Source organism: Rhodospirillum centenum SW, from assembly GCF_000016185.1.
GTDB classification, from domain to species: domain Bacteria; phylum Pseudomonadota; class Alphaproteobacteria; order Azospirillales; family Azospirillaceae; genus Rhodocista; species Rhodocista centena.
Genome location: NC_011420.2, coordinates 404,272 through 430,832, shown reverse-complemented (window position 1 = coordinate 430,832; position 26,561 = coordinate 404,272). Strand labels below are relative to the sequence as shown.

The following is a 26,561-nucleotide window of genomic DNA, read 5'->3' as shown; positions in this document are numbered from 1 at the left end:
GGATTTGTCACGCTGATGGAAGGTGAGGACTTTTAGCCGGAAAGGTTCATTGCGGTTTCTTTAAGCTCTCTGCTATCCGGCCTCGCAACGGCGGGGCCTTGCCCCGCGCTGTGGGGCAAGGAAAGGAACCGAGAGTGAAGATCCGCACCCGCTCGACCGACAATGGCCTGGAGGGCGCTCTGCGCCGCCGCTGCCTGGCCGGCGCCGCCCTGGTGGCCCTCGTCGTTCCGCTGACCGCGCTGCCCGCCCTGGCCCAGGAGGGGACCCAGGGCGGCATCGAGGAGATCGTCGTCACCGGCTCCCGCATCCAGCGATCGAACCTGACGGCGCCGACGCCGGTGCAGGTGATCGACGCGGCGACGATCCAGTTGAAGGGCAGCACCAATGCCGCCGATCTGATCAACGAGCTGCCGGCGGCCGGCGTGCCCGGCGTGTCGACGACAAATTCCAACTTCCTGGTCAGCGCCACGGGCCTGAACCTGGTCGATCTGCGCAATCTGGGCACCGACCGTACCCTGGTTCTGGTGAACGGCCGGCGGCATGTGGGCGGGATCGAGGGCTCGACCTCGGTCGATCTCAACTCCATCCCTTCGGACTTCATCGAGCGGGTCGAGGTGGTGACAGGCGGCGCGTCCGCCGTCTACGGCTCCGAAGCCATCGCCGGCGTCGTCAACATCATCCTGAAGCGTGACTTCCAGGGCGCGTCCTTCAGCGCCCAGAGCGGCGTCACCGACGAGGGGGACGGGGAGAACTACAATGCCTCGGCGACCTTCGGGTCGAACTTCGCCGAGGACCGCGGCAACATCATCGTCAACTTCACCTACGACAAGACCAACGAGGTGGAGTCGAAGGACCGCGCGATCTCCGAGGTGGACGCCTTCTCTTCCGCCGACGGCGTGATCTCCCGCCCGGCGCTCAGTTCCTATGGACCCGGCGGGCGCTTCATCATCCCCGGCGTCGGCAACCGCAACCCGGACGGCACGCCCTTCGTCACGGCCGTGAACGGCTACAACCGCAATCAGGACCGCCTGATCGCGGTGCCGATCGAGCGTTACCTGCTCTCGACCATCACCCGCTACGATCTGGTCGAGGACGTCACCTTCTTCTTCGAGGGCACCTACGCCCGGACCGAGACCAGCTCGCGGTCCGAGCCGATCGCCTTCGGTGACAACACGACCATCGGTGTGGGTATCGACGCCCCGGTGCTGTCGATCCCGGTGACCAATCCCTTCATCCCGGCGGGGCTGCGCTCGCTGATCCCGGCCGGTACGGACGAGATCCTGTTCGCCCGTCGCTTCAACGAGATCGGCCCGCGCGAGTCCGACATCACCCGCCAGACCTTCCGGTTCGCCACCGGCTTCGAGGGCGAGCTGGCGAACGGCTGGAACTGGCAGACCTACTACCAGTTCGGCAAGGTCACCCAGGACCAGATCTCTACCGGCGTGTTCAACGTCGTCCGCATGCAGGAGGCGCTGAACGCCGAGGCCGGGCCGGGCGGCGCCCTGCAATGCTCCGATGCTCTGGCCCGGGCCCAGGGCTGCGTGCCCATCGACATCTTCGGAACCGGCACGGCGACCGGGGCGGGGCTCGACTATGTGACGGCCAATTCCACCTTCGACAGCACGATCCAGCAGCAGACGGCCGGTGCCTTCCTGTCCGGTGACGTGGTGGAACTGCCGGCCGGTCCCCTGGGTGCTGCGGTCGGCCTGGAATGGCGCAAGGAGGAGAGCGAGTTCCGGCCCGACGCCCTGTCCATCGCCGGGATCAGCTCGGGCAACCAGAGCGCCTTCACGGCCGGCGAGTACGATGTCTGGGAAGCCTATGCGGAGACGGTGATCCCGATTCTCTCCGGCCTGCCGTTCGTCGAGAGCCTGAGCGTGGAAGGGGCCGTCCGCTACGCGGACTACAGCACCATCGGCAATGTCTGGGCCTACAAGGCCGGGGCCGAATACCAGCCGGTGCCGGATGTCCGGCTCCGCGGCGTCTGGTCCCGCTCGGTGCGGGCGCCGAACATCGGCGAGCTGTTCACCCCGCCGCGGCAGACCTTCGTTTCGGTCAACGATCCCTGCGCCGGCGTCGTTGCCGGGGCGACGGACACGGTGTCCGCGAACTGCCTTGCCACCCCCGGTATCGCGCAGGCGGTAGCGGCTGGCGGCTTCAACCCGACGCAGCTCGACCTCTCCTCCATCCCCGGCTTCAACTCGGGCAACAGCACCCTCCAGGAGGAGAAGGCCGACACCCTGACCCTGGGCGTGGTCTTCACCCCGTCCTTCATTCCCGGCCTCGCGCTGACGGTCGACTATTTCGACATCGACATCGAGGATGCGATCCAGGGCTTCGGCACGCAGACCACCGTGGACCAGTGCGTGCAGCAGCCGACCTATCCCGACAACATCTTCTGCAATCTGATCCGGCGCGATCCGACCACCGGCCTGATCGTGGAGATCAACTCACAGCAGGAGAACGTGGCGACGCAGACGGCCAAGGGCGTGGACGTCGAACTCGACTACCGCTTCGACCTCGCCGACGGCTCGCTGAACCTGAACCTGATCGGCACCTACCTGATCGAGAACGAGAACGTGCCCTTCGAGGACGCCGATCCGGTCGAATCGGCCGGCTCTGTCGGGCTCTCCAAGTACCGCTTCAACCTGCGGACCACCTACGACCAGGGACCGCTGACCTTCAGTTGGCTCCTGCGCTACATCGGGGCGGCGAACATCGACAACGAATCGGAGTTCCCGTCCAACCGGATCGGCTCGCACATCTACAACGACATCCAGGCGCGCTACCGGGTCGCCGAGGGCTACACGGTGTTCGCCGGCATCGACAACCTGCTGGACGAAAAGCCGCCGCTGATCGCTTCGCCCTTCGATGCGAACGTCACCGGCACCGAAACGGCGGCCGACGTGTACGACCCGGTCGGACGCTTCTTCTATGTGGGGGTGCGCGCCGAATTCTGAGGCTTTCCCACGTCCCGGGGCTGCCCGCGTGAAAAAACGCCCGGGATTTCTGCCGCCTTGCGCGGCCCCGGTGGGGCGGCAACCATTTCTGGCATTTTCCGGGGGCGCCGCGGGAGACCGCGGCGCCCTTCATGTTGCGCCGCAGCAACGCGGCATCGGCGGGCTTGCGCTTGATTTCCGATGCCCCCTGCCGACGGGTGGGAAATTTCCTGTCGGCAGGCCGACTGTTTGCAAAATTGCAACACGACATGAAATCGTAACTCTGCGCGCTCAGGTGCCGTTGCAACCCGCGGAAGGCGACGGCTAACTCCTTCGAACTGGTCTGCGATACCCGCTCGGGAGGTGGGGAGCCGCAGGCACAACTGAATATGAAGGGGCATCAATGAGCATTCAGCAGGGAGTTGACACGCGCGGACTGAAGACCGCGCTGCTGACCGGCGTTGCCGCATTCCTGATGACGACCGGCTATGCCGCCGCGCAGGACGCCGTTGTGAAGGGCCGGTCGGACGCCATGGCCGAGCCGACGACCCAGGTGGCGCAGGCTCAGGTCGCCCAGGCGACGGGCACGGCTGCTGCGAATGATGGCTCGAAGGTCGAAGAAATCGTCATCACCGGGTCGCGTCTGCGCCGTACCCAGTTCGACGTGCTTCAGCCGACCGTTGAGGTCAACATCGGCTACATCGACCGCCGCGGTTTCACCAACATCGCCGATGCGCTGAACGATGTCCCTGGTTTCGGTACGGCCGTGTCGCCGATCGGCGACCAGAGCACGTTCAACGTCGGTCAGAACTTCGTCAACCTGTTCAGCCTGGGCTCCGCCCGCACGCTGACCCTGGTGAACGGCCGCCGCTTCGTGGCAGGCCGCGCCCCGTCGCTGTTCGGCGATGCCGGGCCGGGTCTTCAGGTGGACATGAACGTGATCCCGACCGCTTTCATCGAGCGGATCGACCGGATCGCGGTGGGTGGCGCGCCGATCTACGGCGCCGATGCCATCGCCGGTACCGTGAACGTGATCCTGCGCGACGATTACGAGGGCGGCGAGGTCGACCTGCTGTTCGGCAACTCGGACGATGATGACGCGAAGAACAAGCGCGTCCGTGCCGCCTACGGTGTGAACTTCGACAACGATCGCGGCAACATCGCCCTGGCGGTCGAGTACAACGACACCCAGGGCCTGCTGTACACCGACCGCAAGCGGACGGCCAAGGACATCACCTTCGTTCCGAACCCGGCGGATACGGGTGCCGCTGACGGCATTCCCGGGCAGCTCTACCGCGAAGGCCGCACGATCCCGCTGGTCACGGCCGGCGGCATCCCGCTCACCGTCAACTCGGGCGGTGGTTCGGCGGCCGCGATCACCAGCCGCTTCTTCCGGATTCCCGACCCGAACAATCCGGGCCAGACCGTGCCGGCCCAGTTCGTGGATGGCCGACTGGTCCCGTTCGATCCCGGCCAGATCTTCTCCGGCTCGGTCGCCATCGGTGGCGATGGCCTCCGCCTGTCGTCCGTGACGTCCTTGCAGGCCCCGGTCGAGCGCAAGCTCGGCGCCATCATGGGCCACTACGACATCCTGGACAATCTGCGCTTCTTCGTCGAAGGCAACTACTCCAAGACGATCGGTTACGAGAACGTCAATCAGCCCGTGTACAACTCTCCCCTGTTCAGCGGTGAGGGTAGCGGTCTGACGATGCGGACCGACAATGCGTTCCTCTCCCCTGCTGACCGTGCCGTTCTGTCGGCCGGCGGCCGCACGACCTTCGTCCTCTCCCGCGGCCATCTCGATCTCGTCGATGGCAACGAGAACCGCAGCGAGAACGAACTGAAGCGCATCGTGACCGGCTTCAGCGGCGACTTCGACGTTGCCGATCGCGCGGTCAACTGGTCGCTGTCCTACAACTACGGCAAGACCGAGGGCGAGTTCACCACCACGCAGGTGCTGGACGCGACCTTCCCGCTCGCCATCGACGCGGTCGTTGATCCGGCCACGAACCAGATCGTCTGCCGTTCGCGGGCTGCCGGCTGCGTGCCGCTGAACATCTTCGGCAACGGCTCGCCCAGCCCCGAGGCGATCGCCTATGTCACGGGCAGGGACGTCTCCAGCTCGGCCATCACGCAGGAAGTCGTCGAGTTCAACGCCGACACCTCGATCATCACCCTGCCGGCGGGCGATCTCCAGGTCGGTGTCGGTGCCCTCTGGCGCAAGGAGAAGGGTGACTTCAACCCGGGTGAGATCACGCTCGCAGGTGCCGGTCGCACGGTCGCCATCTCCCCGGTTTCGGGCGACTACACCTCCAAGGAGGTGTATGGCGAGGTGCTGATCCCGCTGCTGGACGACAGCATGGGCATCCCGCTCGTCCACCGGCTGGAGGCCGAAGGCTCCATCCGCTATGTCGATAACAGCCTGTCGGGCGGGGATGACACCTGGACCATCGGCGGCCGTTACTCGCCGATCCGGGACATCACCTTCCGCGGCAACTGGACCGAATCGATCCGGTCGCCGGCGATCACGGAACTGTTCCTGCCGAAGTCCGATCTGTTCACGACGGCGACCGACCCCTGCGCCACCCGCAATGTGAGCGGTGGTCCGAACCCGGCTGTCCGTCAGGCGAACTGCCGCGCGGCGCTGGAGGCGCTCGGCCGCGATCCGAACGCTCCGTTCGTGTCGCGGATCGAGACCGCCACGATCCAGGGTGAGACGGCCGGCAACCCGTCGCTGACCAACGAGCAGGCGAAGTCCTGGTCGGTCGGCGTGGTCGTCAACCCGCGCTTCCTGGAAGATCTGACGATTGCGGTCGACTGGGTCGACATCGAGATCAGCGAGGCGATCACGAACCTGTCGGCGTCCGCGCTGTTGCAGGTCTGCTATGACAATCCGGGCTATCCGTCGGCGGCCTGCGACCGCTTCGTCCGCACCCCGCGTTCCGCGGGCCTCATCAACGAGGACGATATCGGCCAGATCACCTTCATCCGGACCGGCTACGTCAACGCGGGCTACACCAACTTCAGCGGCCTGACCGCCACTGCGAACTACGACTTCGATTTCGGCGACTACGGTCAGTTGGCCCTGGGCGGCTCCTACTACTACATCCATCAGTTGGAGACGTCGGTTACCGGTCTGGGCTTCGATCTGGGCAGCGATGCCGGCGAGGTCGGCCAGTCCAAGCACCAGTTCCAGATCCAGGCCGACTACACCTATGACAAGATCGGTTTGCTGGTTCAGGCCAACTATCTCTCCAGCGCGAAGTTCAACAACGACTTCACGGTTGAGAGCCGTGATATCCTTGAGGTCGATGATTACTGGCGCTTCGACACCACGGCGACGTACATGCTTGCGGATAACGTCGAAGTGCGTCTGGCGATCAACAACCTGTTCGATGTCGAGCCGCCGAAGTACGTGACCGGCGCCGGCGTCTATGACCTGATCGGCCGTTACTACTCCGTCGGTCTGAACGCGAAGTTCTGATCCCGGCAGGTCAGTGCTCTGTACAAGGGCCGCGGTGGCGACACCGCGGCCCTTTTCCATGGCCACTTTCATCCCGGCCCGCCCCCCGCTAGTCTCCCCGGCAAAACCAGTTCCGGGAGAGACGACCCATGATCCCCAACAGCCTGCCCCTGATGGATTTCGGTCTGGGCGAGACCGCGGACATGCTGCGCGACACGGTGCGCAGCTTCTCCTCCGACGAGATCGCGCCGCGCGCCGCCGAGATCGACCGCACCGACCAGTTCCCCATGGACCTCTGGCGCAAGTTCGGCGACCTGGGCCTGCTGGGCGTGACGGTGGAGGAGGAGTGGGGCGGTGCCGGGCTGGGCTATGTCGAGCACATGGTCGCCATGGAGGAGATCAGCCGCGCCTCCGCCTCGGTCGGGCTCTCCTACGGCGCCCACTCCAACCTGTGCGTCAACCAGATCCGGCTGAACGGCAGCCCCGAGCAGAAGCGGCGCTACCTGCCGAAGCTCATCAGCGGCGAGCATGTCGGTGCGCTGGCGATGAGCGAGACCGGCGCCGGTTCCGATGTCGTCTCCATGAAGCTGCGGGCGGAACGGCGGGGCGACCGCTTCGTCCTGAACGGCAGCAAGATGTGGATCACCAACGGCCCCGATGCCGACGTGCTGGTGGTCTACGCCAAGACCGACCCCACCGCCGGGCCGAAGGGCATCACGGCCTTCCTGATCGAGAAGGGCTTCAAGGGCTTTTCCTGCGCGCAGAAGCTGGACAAGCTCGGCATGCGCGGCAGCCACACGGGCGAGCTGGTCTTCCAGGACTGCGAGGTCCCGGAGGAGAACGTGCTGGGCCGGATGAACGGCGGCGTGCGGGTGCTGATGTCGGGTCTGGACTACGAGCGCGCGCTGCTGTCCGCCGGCCCCATCGGCATCATGCAGGCGGCGCTGGACGTGGTCGTCCCCTATGTCCACCAGCGCGAGCAGTTCGGCCAGCCCATCGGCGAGTTCCAGTTCATCCAGGGCAAGCTGGCGGACATGTACGTGGCGCTGAACTCGACCCGCGCCTATGCCTATGCCGTCGGCAAGGCGGCCGACCTGGGCCGCATCACCCGCAAGGACGCCGCCGGCGTCATCCTGATGGCGGCGGAGAACGCCACGAAGGTGGCGCTGGACGCGATCCAGGTTCTGGGCGGGAACGGCTACATCAACGAGTTCCCCACCGGGCGCCTGCTGCGCGACGCCAAGCTCTACGAGATCGGGGCCGGCACCTCGGAGATCCGCCGCATGCTGATCGGCCGCGAGCTGTTCCGGGAAACGGCGTGACCGGCCACGGTCAGCCGCCTTCCACCGTCACCGGCTTGCCCAGCGTGTCGCGGACATAGAGCACCTGGACGAGCGTCATCGCCGTGACCGCCAGCGGCACGGCGAGCAGCACCCCGATGGCGCCGAACAGGGACCCGAAGACCAGGAGTGCGAACAACGAGACGACCGGGGGAAGGGCGACCGCCCTGCGCTGGATCAGCGGCAGGATCAGGTTGCCCTCCACCTGTTGCAGGGCCACGTAGAACAGCGCCGTCCAGAGGGCCAGGTCCGGGCTGACGGTGAAGGCCAGCAGGATCGCCGGGATCGCGGCCAGAATCGGCCCGACGATGGGGATGAACTCCAGCGTTCCGGCGATCAGCCCCAGCGCCAGCGGGGCGGGCACGCCCAGCAGCCAGAGCCCGACCATGGTCAGGGCACCGACCAGCACCATCTCCACCAGCATGCCCGCCGACCATTTCCACAGGGCGCCGCCCGTCGCATCCAGGGCACGGACGATCTGGTCCGTCCGGTCCTTGGGCACCAGCTTCTCGATCCCGGCCCGGTACAGCCCCGGCTGGAAGGCGAGGTAGACCGCGCCGAACAGCACGAGAAGCAGATCGCCCAGGGCTCCGGTGATGGCGACGGCGACGGATCCGGCCTGCCGCACCAGCCAGCCCAGGCCGGCGCCGCCGCTGCCGCCGTCGGGCGCGGCGCCCGCACCCCCCTGACCGCCGCCCTGACCACCGCCCTGGCCGCCGTCGCCGGTCAGCGGAACCCCGCCGGTCAGGGCCAGAAGCTGCTGGCCCCAGCCGGTGGACCGCAGGGTGTCCTCCAGCTTCTGGAGGCTGTCGGGCACCTGCTGGGCGACCTTGCTGAACTGCTGGGAGATCTGCGACCCGAACAGGAAGCCGACACCGCCCGCGAGCGCCAGCAGGATCAGCAGCACGATGACGACGGACGTTTCCTCCCCGACAGGCAGGACCCGGCGGAGAAGTCCGGCCAGCCCCCGGATGGCGACGGCGAACAGGATGGCGCCGAACAGCAGCAGCAGGGCATGCGACGCGAGCCACAGGGTCGCGGCCAGCCCGACCAGCAGCAACGCGATCAGGACCCGGCGGACGTAGGTCCGGTCACCGCTCCAGGGGCCTGGGGCACCCGTTCTCCCTGCGCCCGTGCTTCCCGCACCCGTGCCGGCGGCGGCATCCATTCCGCATCTCCCCGCTTCGCTGTTGCACACAGGGGAACCGGCCCGGGTGGACCATGTTCCCCGGCGGCAGCGGGAAATGCGGACAACGGGTGCGGTCGGTCGCGGCCGCCGGTCCCGGCGCCTCAGCCCATCGGTCCGTCGGGCGGGGCGATGCGGCCCTCAAGCTCGTCCAGGCGGCGGGCCATGTGGCGGATGTTGTCGATCAGGATCTGCACGAGCTGATGCAGCAGCGGGTCGGCGCCGTACAGGCTCTCCCGCAGCACGCTGGCCGGCATCCGCATCACGGTCGAGCGCTCTTCAGCACTGGCGTTGGCCATGCGCGGCTTGCGGTCGAAGATGGCCATCTCCCCGAACACACCGCCCTTCTCCACCGTGCCGATCCGGGTGGGATGCGCTGGATCGCCCCGCCAGACGACGACACGGCCGGATTCGACGACATACAGACTGTCGCCGGGGTCGCCCTCGCGGAAGATGATGTCCCCGGGTTCGACGGTGCGGCGCTGGAAAGCGGCGGACATGGACGGACCTGGATGCAATTGTCCCGCCGACTGCATACACCCGCGTCCAGCGCTTGTCGCCTGTGTTCGCGGTACGGCGGGCGTGGTGCGGTGCCCCTGCTTGACAGGCGAACGGTCGTTCGGTCCAGTGGTTCCATGGGCAAGGGCGAACGCACGCGGGCCGCGATCCTGGATCAGGCGCTGGCCGTTACCAGCACCGAGGGGGTGACCGGGCTGACGATCGGCACGCTGGCCGACCGGCTGGGCATGTCCAAGAGCGGGCTGTTCGCCCATTTCGGTTCCAAGGAGCTGTTGCAGCAGGCGGTGCTGGAACATGCCCTGGCACTGTTCACGGAGCGCGTGCTGCGCCCCGCCGTGGCCCGGCCGCGCGGCCTGCCGCGGGTCGAGACCTTCTTCGACGGCTGGATCGTCTGGATCCGGGAGGGGGTGCCGCCCGGCGGCTGTCCGCTGGAGACGGCGGCCAAGGAACTGGACGACAAGCCGGGTCCCTTGCGCGACCTTGTCGCCCGCACCCACGGACAGCTCATCGACTTCGCCACGGATCTGGCCCGCCGGGCGGTGGCGGAGGGGCATCTGCGCCGCGACCTGGACGCGGAGCTGTTCGCCTTCGAGATGACGGGCATCGCCTTCGGCTTCTCCCACATGCACCGGATGATGCGGCATCCCGGGGCGGAGAGGCTGGCCCGCACCGCCTTCGCCGCGCTGCTCGACCGTTCCCGCCCGACCTGACGCCATCCCCTCCGGATCCCTCCACCGTCGGGCGGGCGGCATCGGGGCATCGACCGGACCCCGGCCTTCGGCTAGGGTCCCCCCGCGTGCCTGCCGCGCGCCCATCTTACCCGCGCGCCTGCCGCGCGCCCGCCCTTGGACACGAGCCATCGGGAAAGGACCATCGGGAGTGAACGCCATGTCGCATGATCCAGTCGTCATCGTTTCCGCCGCCCGCACCGCCATGGGCGGCATGATGGGCGACCTCTCGCCCTTGCCGGCGGCGCAGCTCGGCGCCGCCGCCATCAGGGCCGCGGTCGAACGCTCCGGCGTCGCGCCGGAGGAAATCGACGAGGTCGTCATGGGCAACGTGCTCCAGGCCGGCCAGGGCCAGGCCCCCGGCCGTCAGGCGGCGCTGGGCGCCGGCCTGCCCATGGGCGTGCCCTGCACGACCCTCAACAAGATGTGTGGCAGCGGCATGAAGGCCGCCATGCAGATCCACGACGCCATCGTCGCCGGCTCCATCGGCATCGGTCTGGCGGGCGGCATGGAGAGCATGTCCAACGCCCCCTATCTGCTGGACCGCGCCCGCGGCGGCTACCGCTACGGCCACGCCACGGTCTACGACCACATGGCGCTGGACGGGCTGGAGGACGCCTATGACCGCGGCCGCGCCATGGGCACCTATGCCGAGGACACGGCCACCCGCTACCAGTTCACCCGCGAGCAGCAGGACGGGTACGCGCTGGAAAGCCTGCGCCGCGCGCGTGAAGCGGGGGAGACCGGCCGCTTCGCCGCGGAACTGGTGCCCGTCAGCGTGAAGACCCGCGCCGGCGAGACGGTGGTGGACCGGGACGAGCAGCCGGCCAAGGCGCGGCCGGAGAAGATCCCGACCCTGAAGCCGGCCTTCCGCAAGGACGGCACCGTCACCGCGGCCAACAGCAGCTCGATCAGCGACGGGGCCGCGGCCCTGGTGCTGATGCGCCGGTCCGAGGCTGAACGGCGCGGGCTCAAGGTGCTGGGGGCCATCCGTGGGCATGCCAGCTACGCCCAGGAACCGGCCTGGTTCACCACCGCCCCGGTCGGTGCGATGCGCACCCTGTTCGAGAAGACCGGCTGGCAGGCCCGCGACGTGGATCTGTTCGAGATCAACGAGGCGTTCGCCGTCGTCTCCATGGCGGCGATGCGGGAGTTCGACCTGCCGCGCGACAAGGTCAACGTGCATGGCGGTGCCTGCGCGCTGGGCCACCCGATCGGCGCTTCGGGTGCCCGCATCCTGGTCACCCTGCTGAACGCGCTGGAGCAGTACGGGCTGAAGCGCGGCGTCGCCAGCCTCTGCATCGGCGGCGGCGAGGCGACGGCCATGGCGGTCGAGCGGCTCTGACATCCCCGCACATTCCGGCCCGGAAGCAAGGCAAGGCCGCCGGCCCCACGACGGGACCGGCGGCTTTTTTGCGTGCGGGCCGTTCACGGCCCGGCGGGTTCCGGCGTCCAGGGTATGGCGGTGGCCTGTCCGGCAAGCAGCGAAAAAAGCATGGTACCTGTACCAACTGATGGTAGAGTACCTCCATGGCGACCTATCCATGGGAGGATGACATGCTCGACAACGCCACGCCCAACGCCAACCGTCTGGTGATCTATTACAACAGCAACTTGATTCCGCTCTCCAGTTTCGCCTCTTCCGACTACACCCACGTCATCCTGTCCTTCGCCCGGCCCGACCCCAGCGGAACCATGGTGCTGGATGGCAACCTCACCAGCACCGTCATGGCCCAGATCCCGGCCCTCAAGAGCGCCGGCAAGAAGGTGATGATGGCGATCGGCGGCGGTGCCTGTTCGTCCGCCCAGTGGCAGCAGATGGCGGGCAATGTGCAGTTCTCCGCCGCCCAGATCGCTGCGATGGTCCAGACCTACGGCCTGGACGGGATCGACATCGATTTCGAGGACAGCGCGGCCTTCACCGGCAGCGCGGGTTACGACGGCACGCAGTTCATGATCAACCTGACTCAGGCGCTCTACGGGGCGCTGCCGGCCAGCGCCCGTCTGATCTCGCACGCGCCGCAGGCCCCCTACTTCTTCCCGACCTGGTCCAGCGCCTATATCCGGATCATGGAGGCCGTGGGAACGCAGATCGATTTTCTCAATCTGCAGTACTACAACAACCCCGGCTTCCAGGAGCCCTCCTTCATCCTCGGCACCTCCGCCGGTTCCGTCGCCGGGATGATCGCGGCCGGTATTCCGGCCACCAAGATCGTCATCGGCAAGCCGGTGGGGCAGAACGATGCCGGCAGCGGCTGGATGCCCGTGTCGGACATCGTCGGGCAGATCGTGACCCCGCTGGTCTCCACCTACCGCTACATCGGCGGTGTCATGGGCTGGCAGGCGGCCAGCGACCCGACCGGAAGCTGGGGCGCCACGCTGGCTGCGGCCCTGTCGCCCACGGCCGCTGTCGCCTGATCCCGCACGGCGCCCCGGCCGGGTCGCCGTGCCCCATGTCCTGGAGAGCGTCTGTCTCCGGCCCGCCGTGGGGGCATAACCCCTGCGGCGGGCATGACAGCGGCTGACGGGGGCGTTAGCCTGCCTGCAATCCGCGGGAATCCGCAACCGGAGAGGAGCAGGACATGCCCACACTCGTCGTCACCGGCGCCAGCCGGGGCATCGGGCTGGAGTTCGCCCGCCAGTACGCTGCCGACGGCTGGCGCGTCATCGCCGGCGTCCGCAACCCGGATCAGGCCGATGCGCTGCGTGCCGTGTCCGGGGTCGAGATCCGCCGTCTGGATGTCGCCGACCCCGCCGGTATCGAAGCCTTCGCCGCCGGCCTGGAGGGGGAGGTCGTGGACCTTCTCATCAACAATGCCGGCATCATGGGGCCGCATCCGCATCAGCAGAGTCAGGTCACGCTGGATACGGCCGGCTGGGAGGAGACGCTGCGGGTCAATGCCCTGGGCCCGGTGCTGGTGACCCTGGCCCTGACCCCCAACCTGACCCGGGCGCTCAGGCCGGTGGTGGCGACCGTCAGCAGCCAGATGGGCTCCATGGCCGACAACAGCAGCGGCGGCTACTACGCCTACCGCATGTCCAAGGCGGCCGTGAACATGGGCATGAAGAACCTGTCGCTGGACCTGCGCGACCGCAACATCGCCGTGGTCGTGCTGCATCCCGGCTGGGTGCAGACCGACATGGGGGGAGATCAGGCCCCGGTGAAGCCGGCGGAAAGCGTGGCCGGGCTGCGCCGCGTGCTGGCCGGCGTCGGCATCGGGCACAGCGGCCGCTTCTACAGCTACCGCGGGGAGGAACTGCCCTGGTGACGTCCCCCGGGGCGGATCCGTCCTGAGGACGGCCGTGCGGGCGCCGTTGCGCCCGCCGCCGCCCGGGCGTTACGCTTCCACCGACGAAACCCGGACCGAAGAGACCGGGACCGACGGGAAGGAAGGACGCCGTGGCCGCACCGATCGAGTTCTATTTCGACTTCGCCTCGCCCTACGGCTATCTGGCCGCGACCCAGATTGATGCGCTGGGCGCGCGGGCCGGCCGCACCGTGGACTGGAAGCCGATCCTGCTGGGGGCGGTCTTCAAGGTCACCGGCCAGCGTCCCCTGATGGAGCGGCCGCTCGCCGGCGACTACCTGCTGCACGACGTTCCCCGCTTCGCCCGCCTCTTGGGCGTGAAGCTGACCATTCCGGAGCGGATGCCCATCGCCGCCCTGGCCGCCTGCCGCGCCTTCTGGTGGTTGCAGCCCGACCGGCCGGAGCTTGCCCGGCTGCTGGCGCAGGCCGTCTACCGCGCGCACTGGGGGGAGGGGCGCGACCTCGGCCCGGCGGAGGCGGTGGCGGAGGTCGCGGCCGACCTCGGCATCGACCCGGCGGCACTGGCCGAGGGCATCCAGGACCCCGCGGTGAAGGACCGCCTGCGTGCCGTGAACGAGGAGGCGGTGGCCAAGGGTGTCTTCGGCTCCCCCTTCTTCATCGTGGACGGGGAGCCCTTCTGGGGGGCGGACCGGATGGGGCAGCTCGAACGCTGGCTCGAAACCGGCGGCTGGTGAGGCCGGGCATGGGCGGGCTCGGGCACGCCTTCGGCGCCTTCGTCGTCCCCGTTCTGGCCGCCCTGGGTCTGGGACTGGGCGGCTGGTGGGTGCTGCTGCCGGTCATCTGGTTCGCCGGTCTGGCGGCGCTGCTGGACCTGCTGCTGCCGGAGCAGACCCGCTTCCGTGTGCCGCCGGGCGGCACCGGCGGGGCCTGGGTGGTGTGGGCCATGTTCCCGCTCCTGGCCGGGCTGCTGGTCTACGCCCTGCATCTGGTCGCGGCGGGTGCCTTCACGGTCTGGGAGTTCCTGGGCGCCGCCCTGGCGGTGGGACTGGTGCAGGGCAGCGTCGGGCTGACCGCCGCGCACGAGCTGATCCACCGCCCGCGGGCGTGGGAGCGGGGGCTGGGCGTCGCCATTTCCTCTCTCGTGCTCTGGGCCGTCTTCCGCATCGAGCATGTCCACGGCCATCACCGCACCGTGGGCACGCCCGACGATCCGACGACGGCGCGGCTGGGCGAGAGCCTCTACGCCTACATTCCCCGCTCCGTGCTGGGCGGCCTGCGGGAGAGCTGGCGGCTGGAGCGGGAGCGGCTGCACCGCCGCGGCATGGGGCCCTGGCACTGGCGGAACCGCAACCTGCACTATGCCGTGATCCAGGGGGCGCTGCTGGTCGGCGTCACCCTGTGGACCGGGCTGCCGGGGCTGCTGTTCTTCCTGATCCAGGCCTGGATCGCGGTGCAGCTCCTGATGACCACCGGCTATATCGAGCATTACGGGCTGCAACGCCGGCCCGACGGGCGCGGCGGCTGGGAACGGATCGGCGCCCGGCACAGCTGGAATTCCGCCCACCGCCTGACCAACTGGACCACCTTCAACCTGGGCCTCCATGCCGAGCACCACCGCTGGCCCGGCAAGGCCTTCCCCGAACTGGTGGACGATCTGGACGCCATGCGGATGCCGTTCGGCTATCCCGGCATGGCGCTGCTGGCGATGGTGCCGCCGCTCTGGTTCCGGGTGATGGACCCGCTTGTGCTCCAGACGCGGGCCGCCGCCTGAGTCCGGACGGGTGGCCGGGGAAGGGGCCAATTCGGGCATGGGCGGCCGGGCCACCCCTCGCGCCCGGGACCGATCCTGCTATCCTCCCGCCCGGCAAGACCGAAACCGGGACGCTTCCAAGGGGGCATGATGACGATCGAGTGGAACAAGCGGCTGCGCGCCGGAACCCTGGCTCTGGCCCTGACGGCGGCGCTGCCGCTGGCCCTGGCCGCCCTGCCGGCGGACGCGCGCGACGTGCAGCGGGTCGAGCGCGGCACGCTGGTGACGGAGGACGTGCCGGCGGTGGACGAGGCGCTGGCCGAGCGCTACCGCGCCTATCTGAACGCCCGTTCCGCCGGCGTGCTGGACTGGACGGCGGACGGCGCGGGCCTGCTGATCTCCACCCGCTTCGGGGAGACGAACCAGCTCCACCTCGTCATGCAGCCCCTGGGGGCGCGGCAGCAGCTCACCTTCAAGGAGGAGCCGATCACCAGCGGCCGGCTCTCCCCCCGGGCGGGGAGCGCGGATCTGATCTACAGCTGGGACCGCGGCGGCAGCGAGCAGTTCCAGCTCTTCCGCCAGGACCTGAAGACCGGCGCGGTCGCCATGCTGACCGACGGGAAGTCGCGCAACCAGGGCCTGCTGTGGTCGTCCAAGGGGGACCGCATCGCCTTCGCCAGCACCCGCCGCGACGGCAGGAACACCGACGTCTATGTCGCCACGCCGGAACAGGCGGCGACCGTCCAGCCGCTGGTGGCGGAGACCGGGAGCTGGGGGCCGGTCGCCTGGTCGGCCGACGACGGCCGGCTGCTGGTCGGCAAGTCCATCTCCGTGGCGCGGTCGCAGCTCTGGGTCGTGGACGTGAAGACCGGGGAGAAGACCCGCGTGAAGCCGGAGATGGACGATGTCCACCTCTCCGGCGTCGGTTTCACGCCGGACGGGAAGGGTGTCGTCCTCGTCTCCGACGAGGCGGGTGAGTTCAAGCGGCTGGGCATCTACGACCTTGCCGGCGGCAAGACCCGCTGGATCTCGGAAGAGCAGCCCTGGGACGTGGAGGAGGCGGAGCTGAGCCATGACGGCCGGCTGCTCGCCTACACGGTCAACGAGGCCGGCTATTCCACTCTGCACCTGCTGGACATGACCAGCCTGAAGCCGCTGCCGGCGGCGGACCTGCCCAAGGGCACCGTCGGCGGGCTGCGCTTCAGCCCGGACGGGACCCGGCTCGCCGTCTCCGTCTCGCGCCCGACGGCGCCGTCGGATGTCTTCGTGGTCGACATCGCCGGCCGCACGGTGACGCAGTGGACCCGGAGCGAGGTCGGCGGGCTGAACACGGACAGCTTCGCCGATGCGACGCTGGTCCAGTACCCGACCTTCGACAAGGTGGACGGCAAGCCGAGGCAGATCCCGGCCTTCGTCTACAAGCCGCAGGGCGCCAGCGGGAAGCTGCCGGTCATCATCGACATCCATGGCGGGCCGGAGGGCCAGACCCGGCCCAGCTTCAGCTCCGGCGTGCAGTTCTGGGTGAACGAGCTGGGGGCGGCCGTGGTACGGCCGAACGTCCGCGGCTCCACCGGCTACGGCAAGACCTATGTCGGCCTGGACAACGGCTTCAAGCGTGAGGATTCCGTCAAGGACATCGGGGCGCTGCTGGACTGGATCGCCACCCAGCCGGACCTGGACCCCAAGCGGGTCGTCGTGGTCGGCGGCTCCTATGGCGGCTACATGACGCTTGCCAGCATGACGCACTTCAACGACCGGCTGGCCGGCGGCTCCTCCTCGGTCGGCATCTCCAACTTCGTCACCTTCCTGGAGAGCACGGCCGACTACCGCCGGGACCTGCGCCGCGTCGAGTACGGCGACGAGCGTGACGCCAGGATGCGGGAGCATCTGGTCGCCATCTCGCCGCTGACCAACGCCGGGAAGATCACCAAGCCCATGCTGATCATCCAGGGCGCGAACGACCCCCGCGTGCCGCGCGGCGAGTCCGAGCAGATGGTGGCGCAGATCCGCAAGAACGGCGGCGATGTCTGGTACGTGCTGGCGATGGACGAAGGGCACGGCTTCCGCAAGCGCACCAACCAGTTCTACGCCGGCATGGCCCAGGCCATGTTCTTCCGCAAGGTGTTCGCCGGGAACGGCAACGCCGGCTGACCGGAAGGGTGGCTGGCCGGAAACGCGTCTGACCGGAAGGTCGGGCACGAACGGGAAGGGGGCGGGGCCGGACGGGTCCCGCCCCCTTGTCCTGTCCGGCCGGGCCTAATCCTCGTACATTTCCGCCCGGATCTGGGCATGGTGGACCAGGGCGACCAGCACCACCCCGCCCGTGACGTTGCCCAGCAGCGTCGGCAGCAGGAAGCCCGCGGCATAGTCGGACCAGGTGATGGCGCCGGCAAACGCCGCATAGGACACCTCCGCCGATCCGGCGATGACGTGCGCCAGATCCAGGAGCGCGATCAGGTAGGTGATGAGGATGATGACGAAGGGCCGGGCGGCGCCCGACAGGGGTTGCAGCCAGACCAGCAACGCGATCAGCCACCCCGCCACCACCGCCTTGCCGAAGGTCGTCCACCAGGGGAACCCGGCGACATGCGTGCCGAGATCGACGAACGCCTCCTTCAGGGGCGGCTCGAAGATCGCCGTCCGGTGGGCGACGAAGGCGAAGGCCAGGGTGCCGACCACGTTGAAGGCGAAGACGATCCCCCACAGGCGCAACAGCGCCCGCAGCGTCCGCCACGACCGATGGTGCAGCAGCGGCAGCATCACCGTCAGCGTGTTCTCGGTGAAAAGCTGCTGCCGCCCCAGGATCACGATCAGGAACCCGAAGGCGTAACCGAAGCTCGCCACCAGCCCCGCCCACTCCGCCCCGTCGGGCATGCCGGCCCGCATCACGCCCAGCCCCACCATGGAGAAGCCCATGGAGAGGCCGGCGGCCAGCGCGGACCAGACAAGGGCCGAGGTGGGGCGGCCGAGCTGTTCCTCCCCCTCCTTGCGGATCGCCTCGTGGATCACGGCGGCACGGGGTGCGGACATCCGGCGGACGTCCTTCTTCTCCGTCTGGCGCAGGCGGGGGGAAGGCTCGGGCTCCGGAACCGCGTTCTCCCGGGTATAGAGGTCGCGGCGGAAGGGGGCGTCCTGGTCGGTCATCGGGTCTCCGTCGGCGTGGCCATGCCCGACCAACAATCCGCAGGCGCGATCCGCCCGGCCCCCGTTCCGCCACCGGCGGCGGGAGCCGCTTGCGCCGCTCCCGCAGGGTCGGATATTCCCAGGCGGACAAGAGACCGGCCGGCTGATCCCAGCCCAGGGCCGGCGCCAGGAGGGACGCCCATGCCCGTGCTGAGCAGCACCATCGACACCCGCAGCCCGGCCTTCGCCGAGAACGACGCGGCCATGCGCGCGCTGGTCGCCGACCTCAAGGTCACGGTGGCGCGGATCAAGCTGGGCGGCGGGGAGGCGGCGCGGGAGAAGCACCTGTCCCGCGGCAAGCTGCTGCCACGCGACCGCGTGCGCCACCTGCTGGACCCCGGCAGCCCCTATCTGGAACTGAGCCAGCTTGCCGCCCATGGCGTCTATGCCGACGACGTGCCGGCCGCCGGCATCCTGACCGGCATCGGCCGGGTCGAGGGGCAGGAGTGCGTCATCGTCGCCAACGACGCCACGGTGAAGGGCGGCACCTATTATCCGCTGACCGTGAAGAAGCACCTGCGGGCGCAGGAGATCGCGGCGCAGAACAACCTGCCCTGCCTCTATCTGGTGGACAGCGGCGGGGCCAACCTGCCGAACCAGGACGAGGTCTTCCCCGACCGCGACCATTTCGGCCGCATCTTCTACAACCAGGCCACCATGAGCGCCGCCGGCATCCCGCAGATCGCCGTGGTGATGGGAAGCTGCACGGCCGGCGGCGCCTATGTTCCCGCCATGGCGGACGAAAGCGTCATCGTGAAGGGGCAGGGAACCATCTTCCTGGGCGGCCCGCCGCTGGTGAAGGCCGCCACGGGCGAGGTGGTCAGCGCCGAGGATCTGGGCGGGGCGGACGTGCATTCGCGCGTCAGCGGCGTCACCGACCACCATGCCGCCGACGACCGCCACGCCCTTGCCATCGCCCGGCGCATCGTTGCCAACCTGAACAGGCGAAAGCAGCCGCAGGTGGCCCTGCGCGCGCCCGTGGAGCCGCGCTTCGCCGCGGAGGAACTGTACGGCGTCATCCCCACCGACACGCGCAAGCCCTATGACGTGCGCGAGGTGATCGCCCGCATCGTGGACGCCAGCGAGTTCGACGAGTTCAAGGCGCTGTACGGCACGACGCTGGTCTGCGGCTTCGCCCACATCTGGGGCTGCCCCGTGGGCATCATCGCCAACAACGGCATCCTGTTCAGCGAGAGCGCGCTGAAGGGCGCCCATTTCATCGAGCTGTGCTGCCAGCGGGGCATCCCGCTGCTGTTCCTCCAGAACATCACCGGCTTCATGGTCGGCCGGAAGTACGAGAACGCGGGCATCGCCAAGGACGGTGCCAAGCTGGTGACGGCCGTGGCCTGCGCGTCCGTGCCGAAGGTCACCGTCATCATCGGCGGCAGCTTCGGGGCCGGCAACTACGGCATGTGCGGCCGCGCCTACAGCCCGCGCTTCCTCTGGATGTGGCCGAACGCCCGGATCAGCGTCATGGGCGGGGAGCAGGCGGCCACCGTGCTGGCCACCGTCCGCCGCGACGGCATCGAGGCCCGCGGCGGCACCTGGAGCCCGGAAGAGGAGGACGCCTTCAAGGCCCCGATCCGGGAGCAGTACGAACGCCAGGGCCACCCCTACTACGCCAGCGCCCGGCTCTGGGACGACGGCATCATCGACCCGGCCGAAACCCGCACCGTGGTCGCCCTCTCCCTCAGCGCCGCCCTCAACGCCCCCGTCGAGCGCACCCGCTTCGGCGTGTTCCGGATGTGAGGGACGGCGCTACTCCGACGGACGGCCAGTCCCCCGCTGGATCACGCCCGTCAGGTCAACGGCGATCAGCGTGGATAGACCCCAGCCGGCAAAGATGTGGAAATAGAGATAGAACGTGACGGCCCAGCCCCTCTTGTCGTCCCAGAAGGACGGGGCGATCGGGCTGGGGGACCAGGCCCCCGACTGGCCGAGATCGATCAGGGGCAGCAGGGTGTCCAGCGAGTAGCAGAAGCCGCTGAACGGCGGATATTCCGGCGGCAGCCTGTACCCGATCCCGTGGTGGGACGGGGTCTCCCCCGGCCAGAGCGGCCTGTCGTCGATCCGCCGCCCCAGATCCTCGATGAACGCCACGGGCAGGGCCGGCTTGATGATGCCGGACCCGCCGGTGTCCAGCGGCCCGGACGAGTTGAACACTCCCCAGCCGACCAGCAGCAGGAACAGCAGGCCAAAGGCGCCGCCACGCCACCACTGATAGCCATAGCCGATGGTGAGGTCCAGGAAGGCGCCCCAGAGCCAGCGGGCCGACCTCGGCAGCCTTCCATTGGAGGATTTCACTTCATGCCGGGTGCGGGCGCGCTCCTTCTCCAGCCCCACCCGCTTCGCACCGGCATCATCCCCGGCTGCCCGCAACACACGGGCGAGATTCTCATAGGGACCGGGCACGAAGTCATCGCCCAGCGCCGCCTTGAGCCAGTTCAGGCGGGACACCGCGTCTGACTTCACAAAGTCGGCAACCAGGAAGCTGTCGAACCTGAAGTCACGCAGGATTATGCGCGGTGCCCCGTCGCAGTCCCATTTGCGCCCGGACCAGTTGTCCGCCCAGACAACTGCCCGGGCATGGGATAAATCCAGCATCCCCGTCCAGGATGCCGGTCGCCAATCAAGAAGCCCCTGAATCGAAATGCCGGCGACGGAGACGCCGCCATTGATCCTGGTTTTGTCCCGGCAGAGCAGCCCTCCCTGAACTTTCAGGTTTTCGGCGTTGAGGGCCTGTCCGCTTCCGCCATCCAGCACGGCGTCAATGAATGAAACGGTTACGCCTATGTGTGCGGAGGGAAGACAAACGGTTCCCTTGGCAGTGAACCCACTTCCAAAGGATAATTCGCCTCTGATGTCCGCCCCGTCGGCAAACAGGGCTGCATTTCCGCCACCGTCCAGATGTGCTCCATTGAAATCAGCGCTTCCACCTATACGGGCGGCAATGATTTTGATGCTCCCCCTGGCGGTGAAGCCGTCTTTACAGAAAAGGTTGCCTCTTATCTCTGCTCTGTCTCCAATGAGGGCCGATTCCCCGCCACCGTTCAGGATTGCGCCATGGAAGAAGGCGCCGCCGCCGACGTGCGCAGTTGCGATGCGAACGGCTCCCATTGTGATGAATGACTGGTCGCAGAACAGGTTTCCTTTGATTGCAGATCCATCGGCGAAGAGGGCTATTGTTTCGCCACCATTCAGTACTGCCTTTCTAAAATAAGCATCCCGGCCTATCTGGGCGAAGGGAAGGCGGACGGTTCCTCTGGCGTTGAATCCCTCGTCACAGAAGAGGCTTCCTTCGACCGTTACCCCGTCGGCACTGAGGGCCCCCATCGCGCCTCCAGCAAGGGTGGCAGTGCGAAAGCTCATGTCGCCACCAACGCGAGCGCCAAGCAGACGGAGGTCGCCCGTCGCCCGAAATCCGTGATCGCAGACCAGATCGCCTGTGATACGGACGCTGTCCGCGAGAAGGCCCGCATCCAGCCGGCTGGCGGACAGGTACAGACTCGGAAGCGTCGCACCCCAAAGTCTGAGGGGTGCTGTCAGGTGGCAGGCCCTAAGCTTCAAAGGTCCGATACACGTTCCCTCTGACAGGTCCAGGTCCCCGTCGATCCTGACGCCGACAATATGAATACCGCGCGGGTCCAGGCGCACATCGTCCCACAGCCCAAGGCACAGGGCGCGGATGGTGCTGGCCTGGACGGTCGGCATCTCCCCGTCGAAGTTCGGCTGACCCTCTCCCGCCGGCGCCCATGGCACCCCGCGCTGCGCGGCCTCCACCAGGGCGCGGTCATTTTCCGGCAGGTCGGTCGGCATGGGGCGGGCGGCGGGCACGGGGGTACTCCGGAAGGGCAGGCGTCCGAAGTATGCGAGGGCCGACCTTGGGTGGCAAGGCGGTCGCCCTGGATGCTGCGCACGGGTGCCGGGGGGAGTTCCTGCGCGCATCGGTCCGCCCCTGACGCGGGCATCGCCGGTCGTGTCCCTTCACGCCGCGGCCGTCCGGCCGTCATTCCCGCAGGCGCCCGGCCCGACGGCGGGCGGGGAAGCGGACGGGGACGGGGATGGCGATTCTGCACCGCATCGGCAGGCTGGCGGACAATACCTGGGCGCACATCCTGGTCGCCGCCGCCATGGTGCTGGCCTCCCTGATGGAGCTGAAGGAGGTCCTGGTGACGGACCTCGCCGACCTCCAGGGCGAGCACGGCATGCTTCTGTTCGGCATCCAGCAGCTTCTGCTGACACTGCCGAAGGCGGCGGAGGCGGCCCGCCACACGCGGGAAGGGGCGAAGACGATCCGCCGGACCCTCCGCAAGGACCCGTCCGGTGATTCCTCACCCGGGGGGCCGTCCCCCGGCGGTCCGTCACCCCCCGGTCCGCCCTGATCCGCCCCGACACGTCCCTTGAGGGGCCTTGCCGCGCCGGTCTTTCCCGCGCCGGCCTTCCCCGCGCCGGCTGTCACAACCGGCCCGCCGCCGCGTCCCACCTTCATGGCGGCTCCCTGTCCGGGGCCGCCTTGGACCGGGATACCAAGGAGCCGACCCATGCCGCGCATCGCCGGACTTCTGTTCCTCCTCACCCTCGCCGCCGCGGGTCCTGTGGCTGCGGCCTGTTCCTGCACGGGCATGACGCTGAAGGTCGGGGGCACCCCGACCAGCTTCTGCGTCAACAGCGCATCCACCTTCAGCGAGTGCGCGACGGTCAGCACGACCGCCTGCGGCACCGGCAAGAAGCAGATCCAGTGCCCCCTGGGCCTCGCCACCGGGAGCGATACCAACGGAAGCTGGATGGGTTTCGGGTTCGAGATCCACGCGGCGCTCAGCGGCACGGCCAGCCAGTGCACCCACGGGCAGGGCCTGCAACGCACCCTGACGGAGCAGTCCGGGACCACGGTGACGACGCTGTCCAACGGCAAGGTCGGATACACGACCCCTGCCAAGGCGACCTATACGATCTCCAACGGGAGCGTCAGCTACAGCGGGTATGTGGATAACGACCGGCGGAAGAACTACCCGCAGGTCGGGACACAGACCAGCTCCGTCGATTCCTACGGCGCCGACAACTACTCAGCCATCGGCGATCCGAACGGGTCGGAGACCATCCAGATGAGCGGCAACACCGTCATCTGGTCCGACCTTCCGTCCATCTATTTCGACAACAGCGATCTTGCCAAGACCGTGTCCTTGAAGGACCAGGTCTTCTCCTTCGCCTACAATCCCGGTCAGGCGGGCTCAGGCTGCTCCTGCACCTTCCAGATCCAGGCGACCAAGCCGCCCCTGTCCAACTGGACCGAACTGGCGACGCGGGCGACCGGCGCCTCCGCCCTCGTCAAGGGCGTGTCCTGCACCGTCACCCCCTGAGCGACCCGGCCGGTCAGATCCCCTGGCCGGGGCCGGTGACCAGGGAGGGGTCGCGGTCCGCCGGGCCGACGCTGCCCCGGTCCGCCGCGATGTGGCGGCGGAACTCGGGGCCGCGGGGCTGGCGTCCCGCCGTCTCGGGCCGCCGCCCGCGGCCGGACGGCAGGTGCATGGTGCGGTCCTCACCGTCCGCATCCATCACCCAGGCGCCGGCCCGGGTCCGGTGGCCGCCCCGCGCGGCGCCCGGCGAGGAGAGGAAGTCCCCCGGATGCCCGCCGGCCTGCCGCCGGGTCAGGCCGCTGGCCAGCAGGGCGAAGGCGCCGAAGCCGGCCAGCGTCCAGCGGACCGCCGGCGGTTCTTCGTCCAGCATCCAGGCGGCGGCCAGGAAGGTGGCGCCCTCCAGCGCATCCACCGCCAGATGCTGGCGCATGCTGAGCACGGGCACGGCGCCGGCCTCGTAGTCCGTCAGGTGGGCGTAGGCGACGGTGCCGAGCGCCGCCGCGTCCATCGTCCGCGTCATCATCCGGTCCCAGCCGAACAGGCGGGGGACGGCGGCGAACGCGGCGGCCGCCGCGTAGTCGATGAGGCCGTGGGTGTGGCTGGAGATCGGCGGGCGCATCGGGGGCTCCTGGATCGGGGGGGCCGGTGCAGGACCGGCTGCCCGGAGAACAGCCGGCGCCCGGATCGGTTGCGCCGCCCGGCTCCCCCACGGGCTTCCCCGCCCGACTTTCCCGCCCGACTTTCCCGGAGACCGCGGGACGTGTAGGAAGGGGTGCCCCCAGACCCCGAGGAGCCCCCATGCCCGACGTGCTGAGCCATACCCGCGCGGACGGCGTCGCCACCGTGACGCTCAACCGGCCGGAGGTGCACAACGCCTTCAACGACGCGGTGATCGGCGAGCTGACGGCCGTGTTCCGGCGGCTGGGGGGCGATCCGGCCGTGCGGGCGGTGCTGCTGCGGGGCAACGGCCCCAGCTTTTCCGCCGGGGGCGACCTTGCCTGGATGCGCCGCATGGCCGGCTACGGGCCGGAGGAGAACCGCCGCGACGCGCTGGCGCTGGCGGAGATGCTGCGCACCCTGAACGAACTGCCGAAGCCCACCGTGGCCGTCGTCCACGGCAACGCCTTTGCCGGGGCCGTCGGGCTCGTCTCCTGCTGCGATGTGGCACTCGCGGCGGACAGCGTCCAGTTCGCCCTGACCGAAGTGCGGCTGGGGCTGATCCCGGCCACCATCGCCCCCTATGTGATCGCCGCCCTGGGCGCGCGCGCCTGCCGCCGCTACTTCCTGACGGCCGAACGGTTCAGCGCGCTGGAGGCGCACCGGCTGGGGCTGGTGCATGAGGTGGTGCCGGCGCACATCCTGGACGCGGCCGTGGAGAAGCTGGTCTCCCGCCTGCTGGAGGGCGGGCCGCGGGCGCTGGCCGAGAGCAAGCGGCTGATCCGTGAGGTGGCCGGCCGGCCGGTGGACGACGCCCTGATGGCCGACACGGCCGAACGCATCGCCGCTGCCCGCGCCAGCGAGGAGGGCCGGGAGGGTGTCGCCGGCTTCCTGGAGAAGCGGCCCCCGGCCTGGAAGCCGGGCTGAGGCGCTGCTGCGACTGACCCACGTCAAGGCGGCCACCGGGGGCGCCGCCTGCCGCTTCCGGTAAGGTCCCCACGCTGGTCCGAGATGCCCCAGGATACCCCGTCCCCGCGCACCCTCGCGCATCCGACCCCGTCGCGCTCCCGGCATCCCGTGGTGGCGGTCGGCTTCACGGTCGGGCTGCTGTCGCTGATGCTGCTGTCGGTCAGCGCCGTCGCCGGCTGGGTCTCGCTGGGGGTGCTGGTGTCGGTATCCGCCGTGGTGGGGGCGTTCCACTATCTGTTTCCGGGCAGCCGCTTCTTCACGATCGCCCTGGCAAACTTCATCGGCATCTACGCCTGCATCTTCCTCTTCTTCGTGGAACTGCACTTCACCCTGGTGTCCCAGGTCTCCCTGTCGGTGGGGTTCACCCTGCCGCTGCTGACCTTCCTGGCCGGGGCCGTCTGGCAGCGGGAGGCGATCCGGGCCGTGGTGCTGGAAGAGGGGCCGGTGCTGCGCCACCGGCTGGGCCGGGCGATCGTCTGGCTGCTGCCGGTTGCCGGGGTCGGGGTGGGCACCTTCCTGATTCCGTCCGGCATGGACCCGGATGCCCTGACCCTGGCCTATCTGGGGGCGATGGGGCTGATCGCCGGCGTCGTGCTGGTCGCGGCCCGGGCCATCGCCATCCTGCTGCTGCATACGGGGCTGCTGTTCGAAGAGTTCTTCGAGGGCATCGCGCGGCTGGTGGAGCCGGCGCTGGCCTTCTTCACCTTCTATTCGCTGCTGGTGATCGTCTTCGCGTCCGTCTACACGGTCATCGACCGTTTCTCGGTCCAGCCCCAGTTCATCATCAACGGCCAGGCCCGCGACATCCAGTTCGCGGAGGCCCTGTATTTCTCTGTCATCACCCTCTCGACGGTTGGCTACGGCGACATGCTGCCGTTCAGCGACCTGATCCGCATCCTGGTGTCGGTCGAAGTGGTCTGCGGCGTATTGCTGCTGCTGTTCGGCTTCAACGCCATTTTCGCCTATTCCAGTGAGCAGCGGCGGAACCGTCCCTGAGACCGGCCTTCAGGGCGCTTCCTGCGGCGTTTCCTGCGGCCCTCCCTGCAACGGTCCGGGGGCGCCGGCCCTGCTGTGACCTGATGTCCCCGCGGCGGATTTTACCTGGATTTCATGCGCCGCTGGGACGATGCCGATCCTTGACTGCCTACCCGTGCATGCAGCCGGGGGGATGCTCCGGCCTGTCCGGCGCCGGTAACCTTCGGGA

The 26,561-nt window shown here is 68.7% G+C and carries 20 protein-coding genes; 15 read left to right on the top strand and 5 right to left on the bottom strand.

Going from position 1 to position 26,561, the window contains the following annotated elements:
• The first annotated feature begins 134 nt into the window (after positions 1 to 134).
• From RC1_RS01905 to RC1_RS01895, 3 genes are all read left to right on the top strand, one after another.
• Positions 135 to 2,960, top strand: a complete 2,826-nt coding sequence (locus tag RC1_RS01905) for a TonB-dependent receptor plug domain-containing protein (RefSeq protein ID WP_012565635.1) — start codon at positions 135 to 137, stop codon at positions 2,958 to 2,960.
• Between the two features lie 382 nt (positions 2,961 to 3,342).
• Positions 3,343 to 6,423: a TonB-dependent receptor domain-containing protein gene (locus tag RC1_RS01900; protein WP_012565634.1), complete on the top strand. Its 3,081-nt coding sequence runs from the start codon at positions 3,343 to 3,345 to the stop codon at positions 6,421 to 6,423.
• Between the two features lie 128 nt (positions 6,424 to 6,551).
• A complete protein-coding gene (locus RC1_RS01895; protein WP_012565633.1) occupies positions 6,552 to 7,724 on the top strand; it encodes an isovaleryl-CoA dehydrogenase in 1,173 nt (390 codons plus the stop codon).
• Positions 7,725 to 7,734: 10 nt separating this feature from the next.
• Here the strand turns inward: RC1_RS01895 and RC1_RS01890 are convergent, their stop codons facing one another.
• Complete coding sequence (locus RC1_RS01890) at positions 7,735 to 8,910, bottom strand: AI-2E family transporter (RefSeq protein WP_012565632.1); 1,176 nt, start codon at positions 8,908 to 8,910, stop codon at positions 7,735 to 7,737.
• 122 nt (positions 8,911 to 9,032) lie between these two features.
• Positions 9,033 to 9,428, bottom strand: coding sequence for a Crp/Fnr family transcriptional regulator (locus tag RC1_RS01885; RefSeq protein WP_012565631.1), 396 nt, complete (start codon positions 9,426 to 9,428; stop codon positions 9,033 to 9,035).
• A gap of 135 nt (positions 9,429 to 9,563) precedes the next feature.
• Here RC1_RS01885 and RC1_RS01880 point away from each other — a divergent pair, with 135 nt between their 5' ends.
• From RC1_RS01880 to RC1_RS01850, 7 genes are all read left to right on the top strand, one after another.
• Positions 9,564 to 10,157: a TetR/AcrR family transcriptional regulator gene (locus tag RC1_RS01880; protein ID WP_012565630.1), complete on the top strand. Its 594-nt coding sequence runs from the start codon at positions 9,564 to 9,566 to the stop codon at positions 10,155 to 10,157.
• Positions 10,158 to 10,335: 178 nt separating this feature from the next.
• Positions 10,336 to 11,520, top strand: a complete 1,185-nt coding sequence (locus tag RC1_RS01875) for an acetyl-CoA C-acyltransferase (RefSeq protein ID WP_041785085.1) — start codon at positions 10,336 to 10,338, stop codon at positions 11,518 to 11,520.
• 185 nt (positions 11,521 to 11,705) lie between these two features.
• On the top strand, positions 11,706 to 12,593 hold the full coding sequence (locus RC1_RS01870; RefSeq protein ID WP_012565628.1) for a glycoside hydrolase family 18 protein: 888 nt from the start codon (positions 11,706 to 11,708) through the stop codon (positions 12,591 to 12,593).
• A gap of 164 nt (positions 12,594 to 12,757) precedes the next feature.
• Positions 12,758 to 13,444 carry an SDR family oxidoreductase gene (locus tag RC1_RS01865; protein ID WP_012565627.1) on the top strand — a complete coding sequence of 229 codons (687 nt, stop codon included), beginning with the start codon at positions 12,758 to 12,760 and terminating at the stop codon, positions 13,442 to 13,444.
• A 131-nt stretch (positions 13,445 to 13,575) separates the two neighbouring features.
• Positions 13,576 to 14,178: a 2-hydroxychromene-2-carboxylate isomerase gene (locus tag RC1_RS01860; RefSeq protein WP_012565626.1), complete on the top strand. Its 603-nt coding sequence runs from the start codon at positions 13,576 to 13,578 to the stop codon at positions 14,176 to 14,178.
• Positions 14,179 to 14,186: 8 nt separating this feature from the next.
• Positions 14,187 to 15,215, top strand: a complete 1,029-nt coding sequence (locus tag RC1_RS01855; protein ID WP_012565625.1) for an alkane 1-monooxygenase — start codon at positions 14,187 to 14,189, stop codon at positions 15,213 to 15,215.
• Between the two features lie 126 nt (positions 15,216 to 15,341).
• Positions 15,342 to 17,345: a S9 family peptidase gene (locus RC1_RS01850; protein WP_012565624.1), complete on the top strand. Its 2,004-nt coding sequence runs from the start codon at positions 15,342 to 15,344 to the stop codon at positions 17,343 to 17,345.
• Positions 17,346 to 17,450: 105 nt separating this feature from the next.
• On the opposite strand, the gene RC1_RS01845 is transcribed toward RC1_RS01850, so the two are convergent.
• Positions 17,451 to 18,338 carry a formate/nitrite transporter family protein gene (locus RC1_RS01845; RefSeq protein WP_012565623.1) on the bottom strand — a complete coding sequence of 296 codons (888 nt, stop codon included), beginning with the start codon at positions 18,336 to 18,338 and terminating at the stop codon, positions 17,451 to 17,453.
• 180 nt (positions 18,339 to 18,518) lie between these two features.
• Here RC1_RS01845 and RC1_RS01840 point away from each other — a divergent pair, with 180 nt between their 5' ends.
• Positions 18,519 to 20,126, top strand: a complete 1,608-nt coding sequence (locus RC1_RS01840; protein ID WP_012565622.1) for a carboxyl transferase domain-containing protein — start codon at positions 18,519 to 18,521, stop codon at positions 20,124 to 20,126.
• Positions 20,127 to 20,135: 9 nt separating this feature from the next.
• Here the strand turns inward: RC1_RS01840 and RC1_RS21300 are convergent, their stop codons facing one another.
• A complete protein-coding gene (locus RC1_RS21300) occupies positions 20,136 to 22,211 on the bottom strand; it encodes a hypothetical protein (RefSeq protein ID WP_012565621.1) in 2,076 nt (691 codons plus the stop codon).
• A gap of 227 nt (positions 22,212 to 22,438) precedes the next feature.
• On the opposite strand from RC1_RS21300, the gene RC1_RS01830 reads away from it, so the two are divergent.
• Both RC1_RS01830 and RC1_RS01825 read left to right on the top strand, forming a co-directional pair.
• Positions 22,439 to 22,759: a hypothetical protein gene (locus RC1_RS01830; protein ID WP_012565620.1), complete on the top strand. Its 321-nt coding sequence runs from the start codon at positions 22,439 to 22,441 to the stop codon at positions 22,757 to 22,759.
• A 159-nt stretch (positions 22,760 to 22,918) separates the two neighbouring features.
• On the top strand, positions 22,919 to 23,734 hold the full coding sequence (locus tag RC1_RS01825) for a hypothetical protein (RefSeq protein WP_012565619.1): 816 nt from the start codon (positions 22,919 to 22,921) through the stop codon (positions 23,732 to 23,734).
• Positions 23,735 to 23,747: 13 nt separating this feature from the next.
• Here RC1_RS01825 and RC1_RS01820 read toward each other — a convergent pair whose 3' ends face one another.
• Positions 23,748 to 24,350, bottom strand: coding sequence for a hypothetical protein (locus tag RC1_RS01820; protein WP_012565618.1), 603 nt, complete (start codon positions 24,348 to 24,350; stop codon positions 23,748 to 23,750).
• Positions 24,351 to 24,529: 179 nt separating this feature from the next.
• Between RC1_RS01820 and RC1_RS01815 the strand changes: the two genes are divergently transcribed.
• Positions 24,530 to 25,315, top strand: coding sequence for an enoyl-CoA hydratase/isomerase family protein (locus RC1_RS01815; RefSeq protein ID WP_012565617.1), 786 nt, complete (start codon positions 24,530 to 24,532; stop codon positions 25,313 to 25,315).
• Between the two features lie 84 nt (positions 25,316 to 25,399).
• The gene (locus RC1_RS01810; protein ID WP_012565616.1) at positions 25,400 to 26,353 is read left to right on the top strand and encodes a potassium channel family protein; all 954 of its coding nucleotides are present in this window, start codon (positions 25,400 to 25,402) and stop codon (positions 26,351 to 26,353) included.
• Positions 26,354 to 26,561: the final 208 nt, after the last annotated feature.

Excerpts from the sequence above, each read along its gene's own strand:
- RC1_RS01880 (WP_012565630.1), top strand. The coding sequence starts at position 9,564 with ATGGGCAAGGGCGAACGCACGCGGGCCGCGATCCTGGATCAGGCGCTG.
- RC1_RS01865 (WP_012565627.1), top strand. The coding sequence starts at position 12,758 with ATGCCCACACTCGTCGTCACCGGCGCCAGCCGGGGCATCGGGCTGGAG.
- RC1_RS01890 (WP_012565632.1), bottom strand. The coding sequence starts at position 8,910 with ATGGATGCCGCCGCCGGCACGGGTGCGGGAAGCACGGGCGCAGGGAGA.
- RC1_RS01810 (WP_012565616.1), top strand. The coding sequence starts at position 25,400 with ATGCCCCAGGATACCCCGTCCCCGCGCACCCTCGCGCATCCGACCCCG.
- RC1_RS01845 (WP_012565623.1), bottom strand. The coding sequence starts at position 18,338 with ATGACCGACCAGGACGCCCCCTTCCGCCGCGACCTCTATACCCGGGAG.
- RC1_RS01875 (WP_041785085.1), top strand. The coding sequence starts at position 10,336 with ATGTCGCATGATCCAGTCGTCATCGTTTCCGCCGCCCGCACCGCCATG.
- RC1_RS01830 (WP_012565620.1), top strand. The coding sequence starts at position 22,439 with ATGGCGATTCTGCACCGCATCGGCAGGCTGGCGGACAATACCTGGGCG.
- RC1_RS01870 (WP_012565628.1), top strand. The coding sequence starts at position 11,706 with ATGGCGACCTATCCATGGGAGGATGACATGCTCGACAACGCCACGCCC.
- RC1_RS01840 (WP_012565622.1), top strand. The coding sequence starts at position 18,519 with ATGCCCGTGCTGAGCAGCACCATCGACACCCGCAGCCCGGCCTTCGCC.
- RC1_RS01850 (WP_012565624.1), top strand. The coding sequence starts at position 15,342 with ATGATGACGATCGAGTGGAACAAGCGGCTGCGCGCCGGAACCCTGGCT.
- RC1_RS01885 (WP_012565631.1), bottom strand. The coding sequence starts at position 9,428 with ATGTCCGCCGCTTTCCAGCGCCGCACCGTCGAACCCGGGGACATCATC.
- RC1_RS01815 (WP_012565617.1), top strand. The coding sequence starts at position 24,530 with ATGCCCGACGTGCTGAGCCATACCCGCGCGGACGGCGTCGCCACCGTG.
- RC1_RS01825 (WP_012565619.1), top strand. The coding sequence starts at position 22,919 with ATGCCGCGCATCGCCGGACTTCTGTTCCTCCTCACCCTCGCCGCCGCG.
- RC1_RS01855 (WP_012565625.1), top strand. The coding sequence starts at position 14,187 with ATGGGCGGGCTCGGGCACGCCTTCGGCGCCTTCGTCGTCCCCGTTCTG.
- RC1_RS01820 (WP_012565618.1), bottom strand. The coding sequence starts at position 24,350 with ATGCGCCCGCCGATCTCCAGCCACACCCACGGCCTCATCGACTACGCG.
- RC1_RS01895 (WP_012565633.1), top strand. The coding sequence starts at position 6,552 with ATGATCCCCAACAGCCTGCCCCTGATGGATTTCGGTCTGGGCGAGACC.
- RC1_RS01900 (WP_012565634.1), top strand. The coding sequence starts at position 3,343 with ATGAGCATTCAGCAGGGAGTTGACACGCGCGGACTGAAGACCGCGCTG.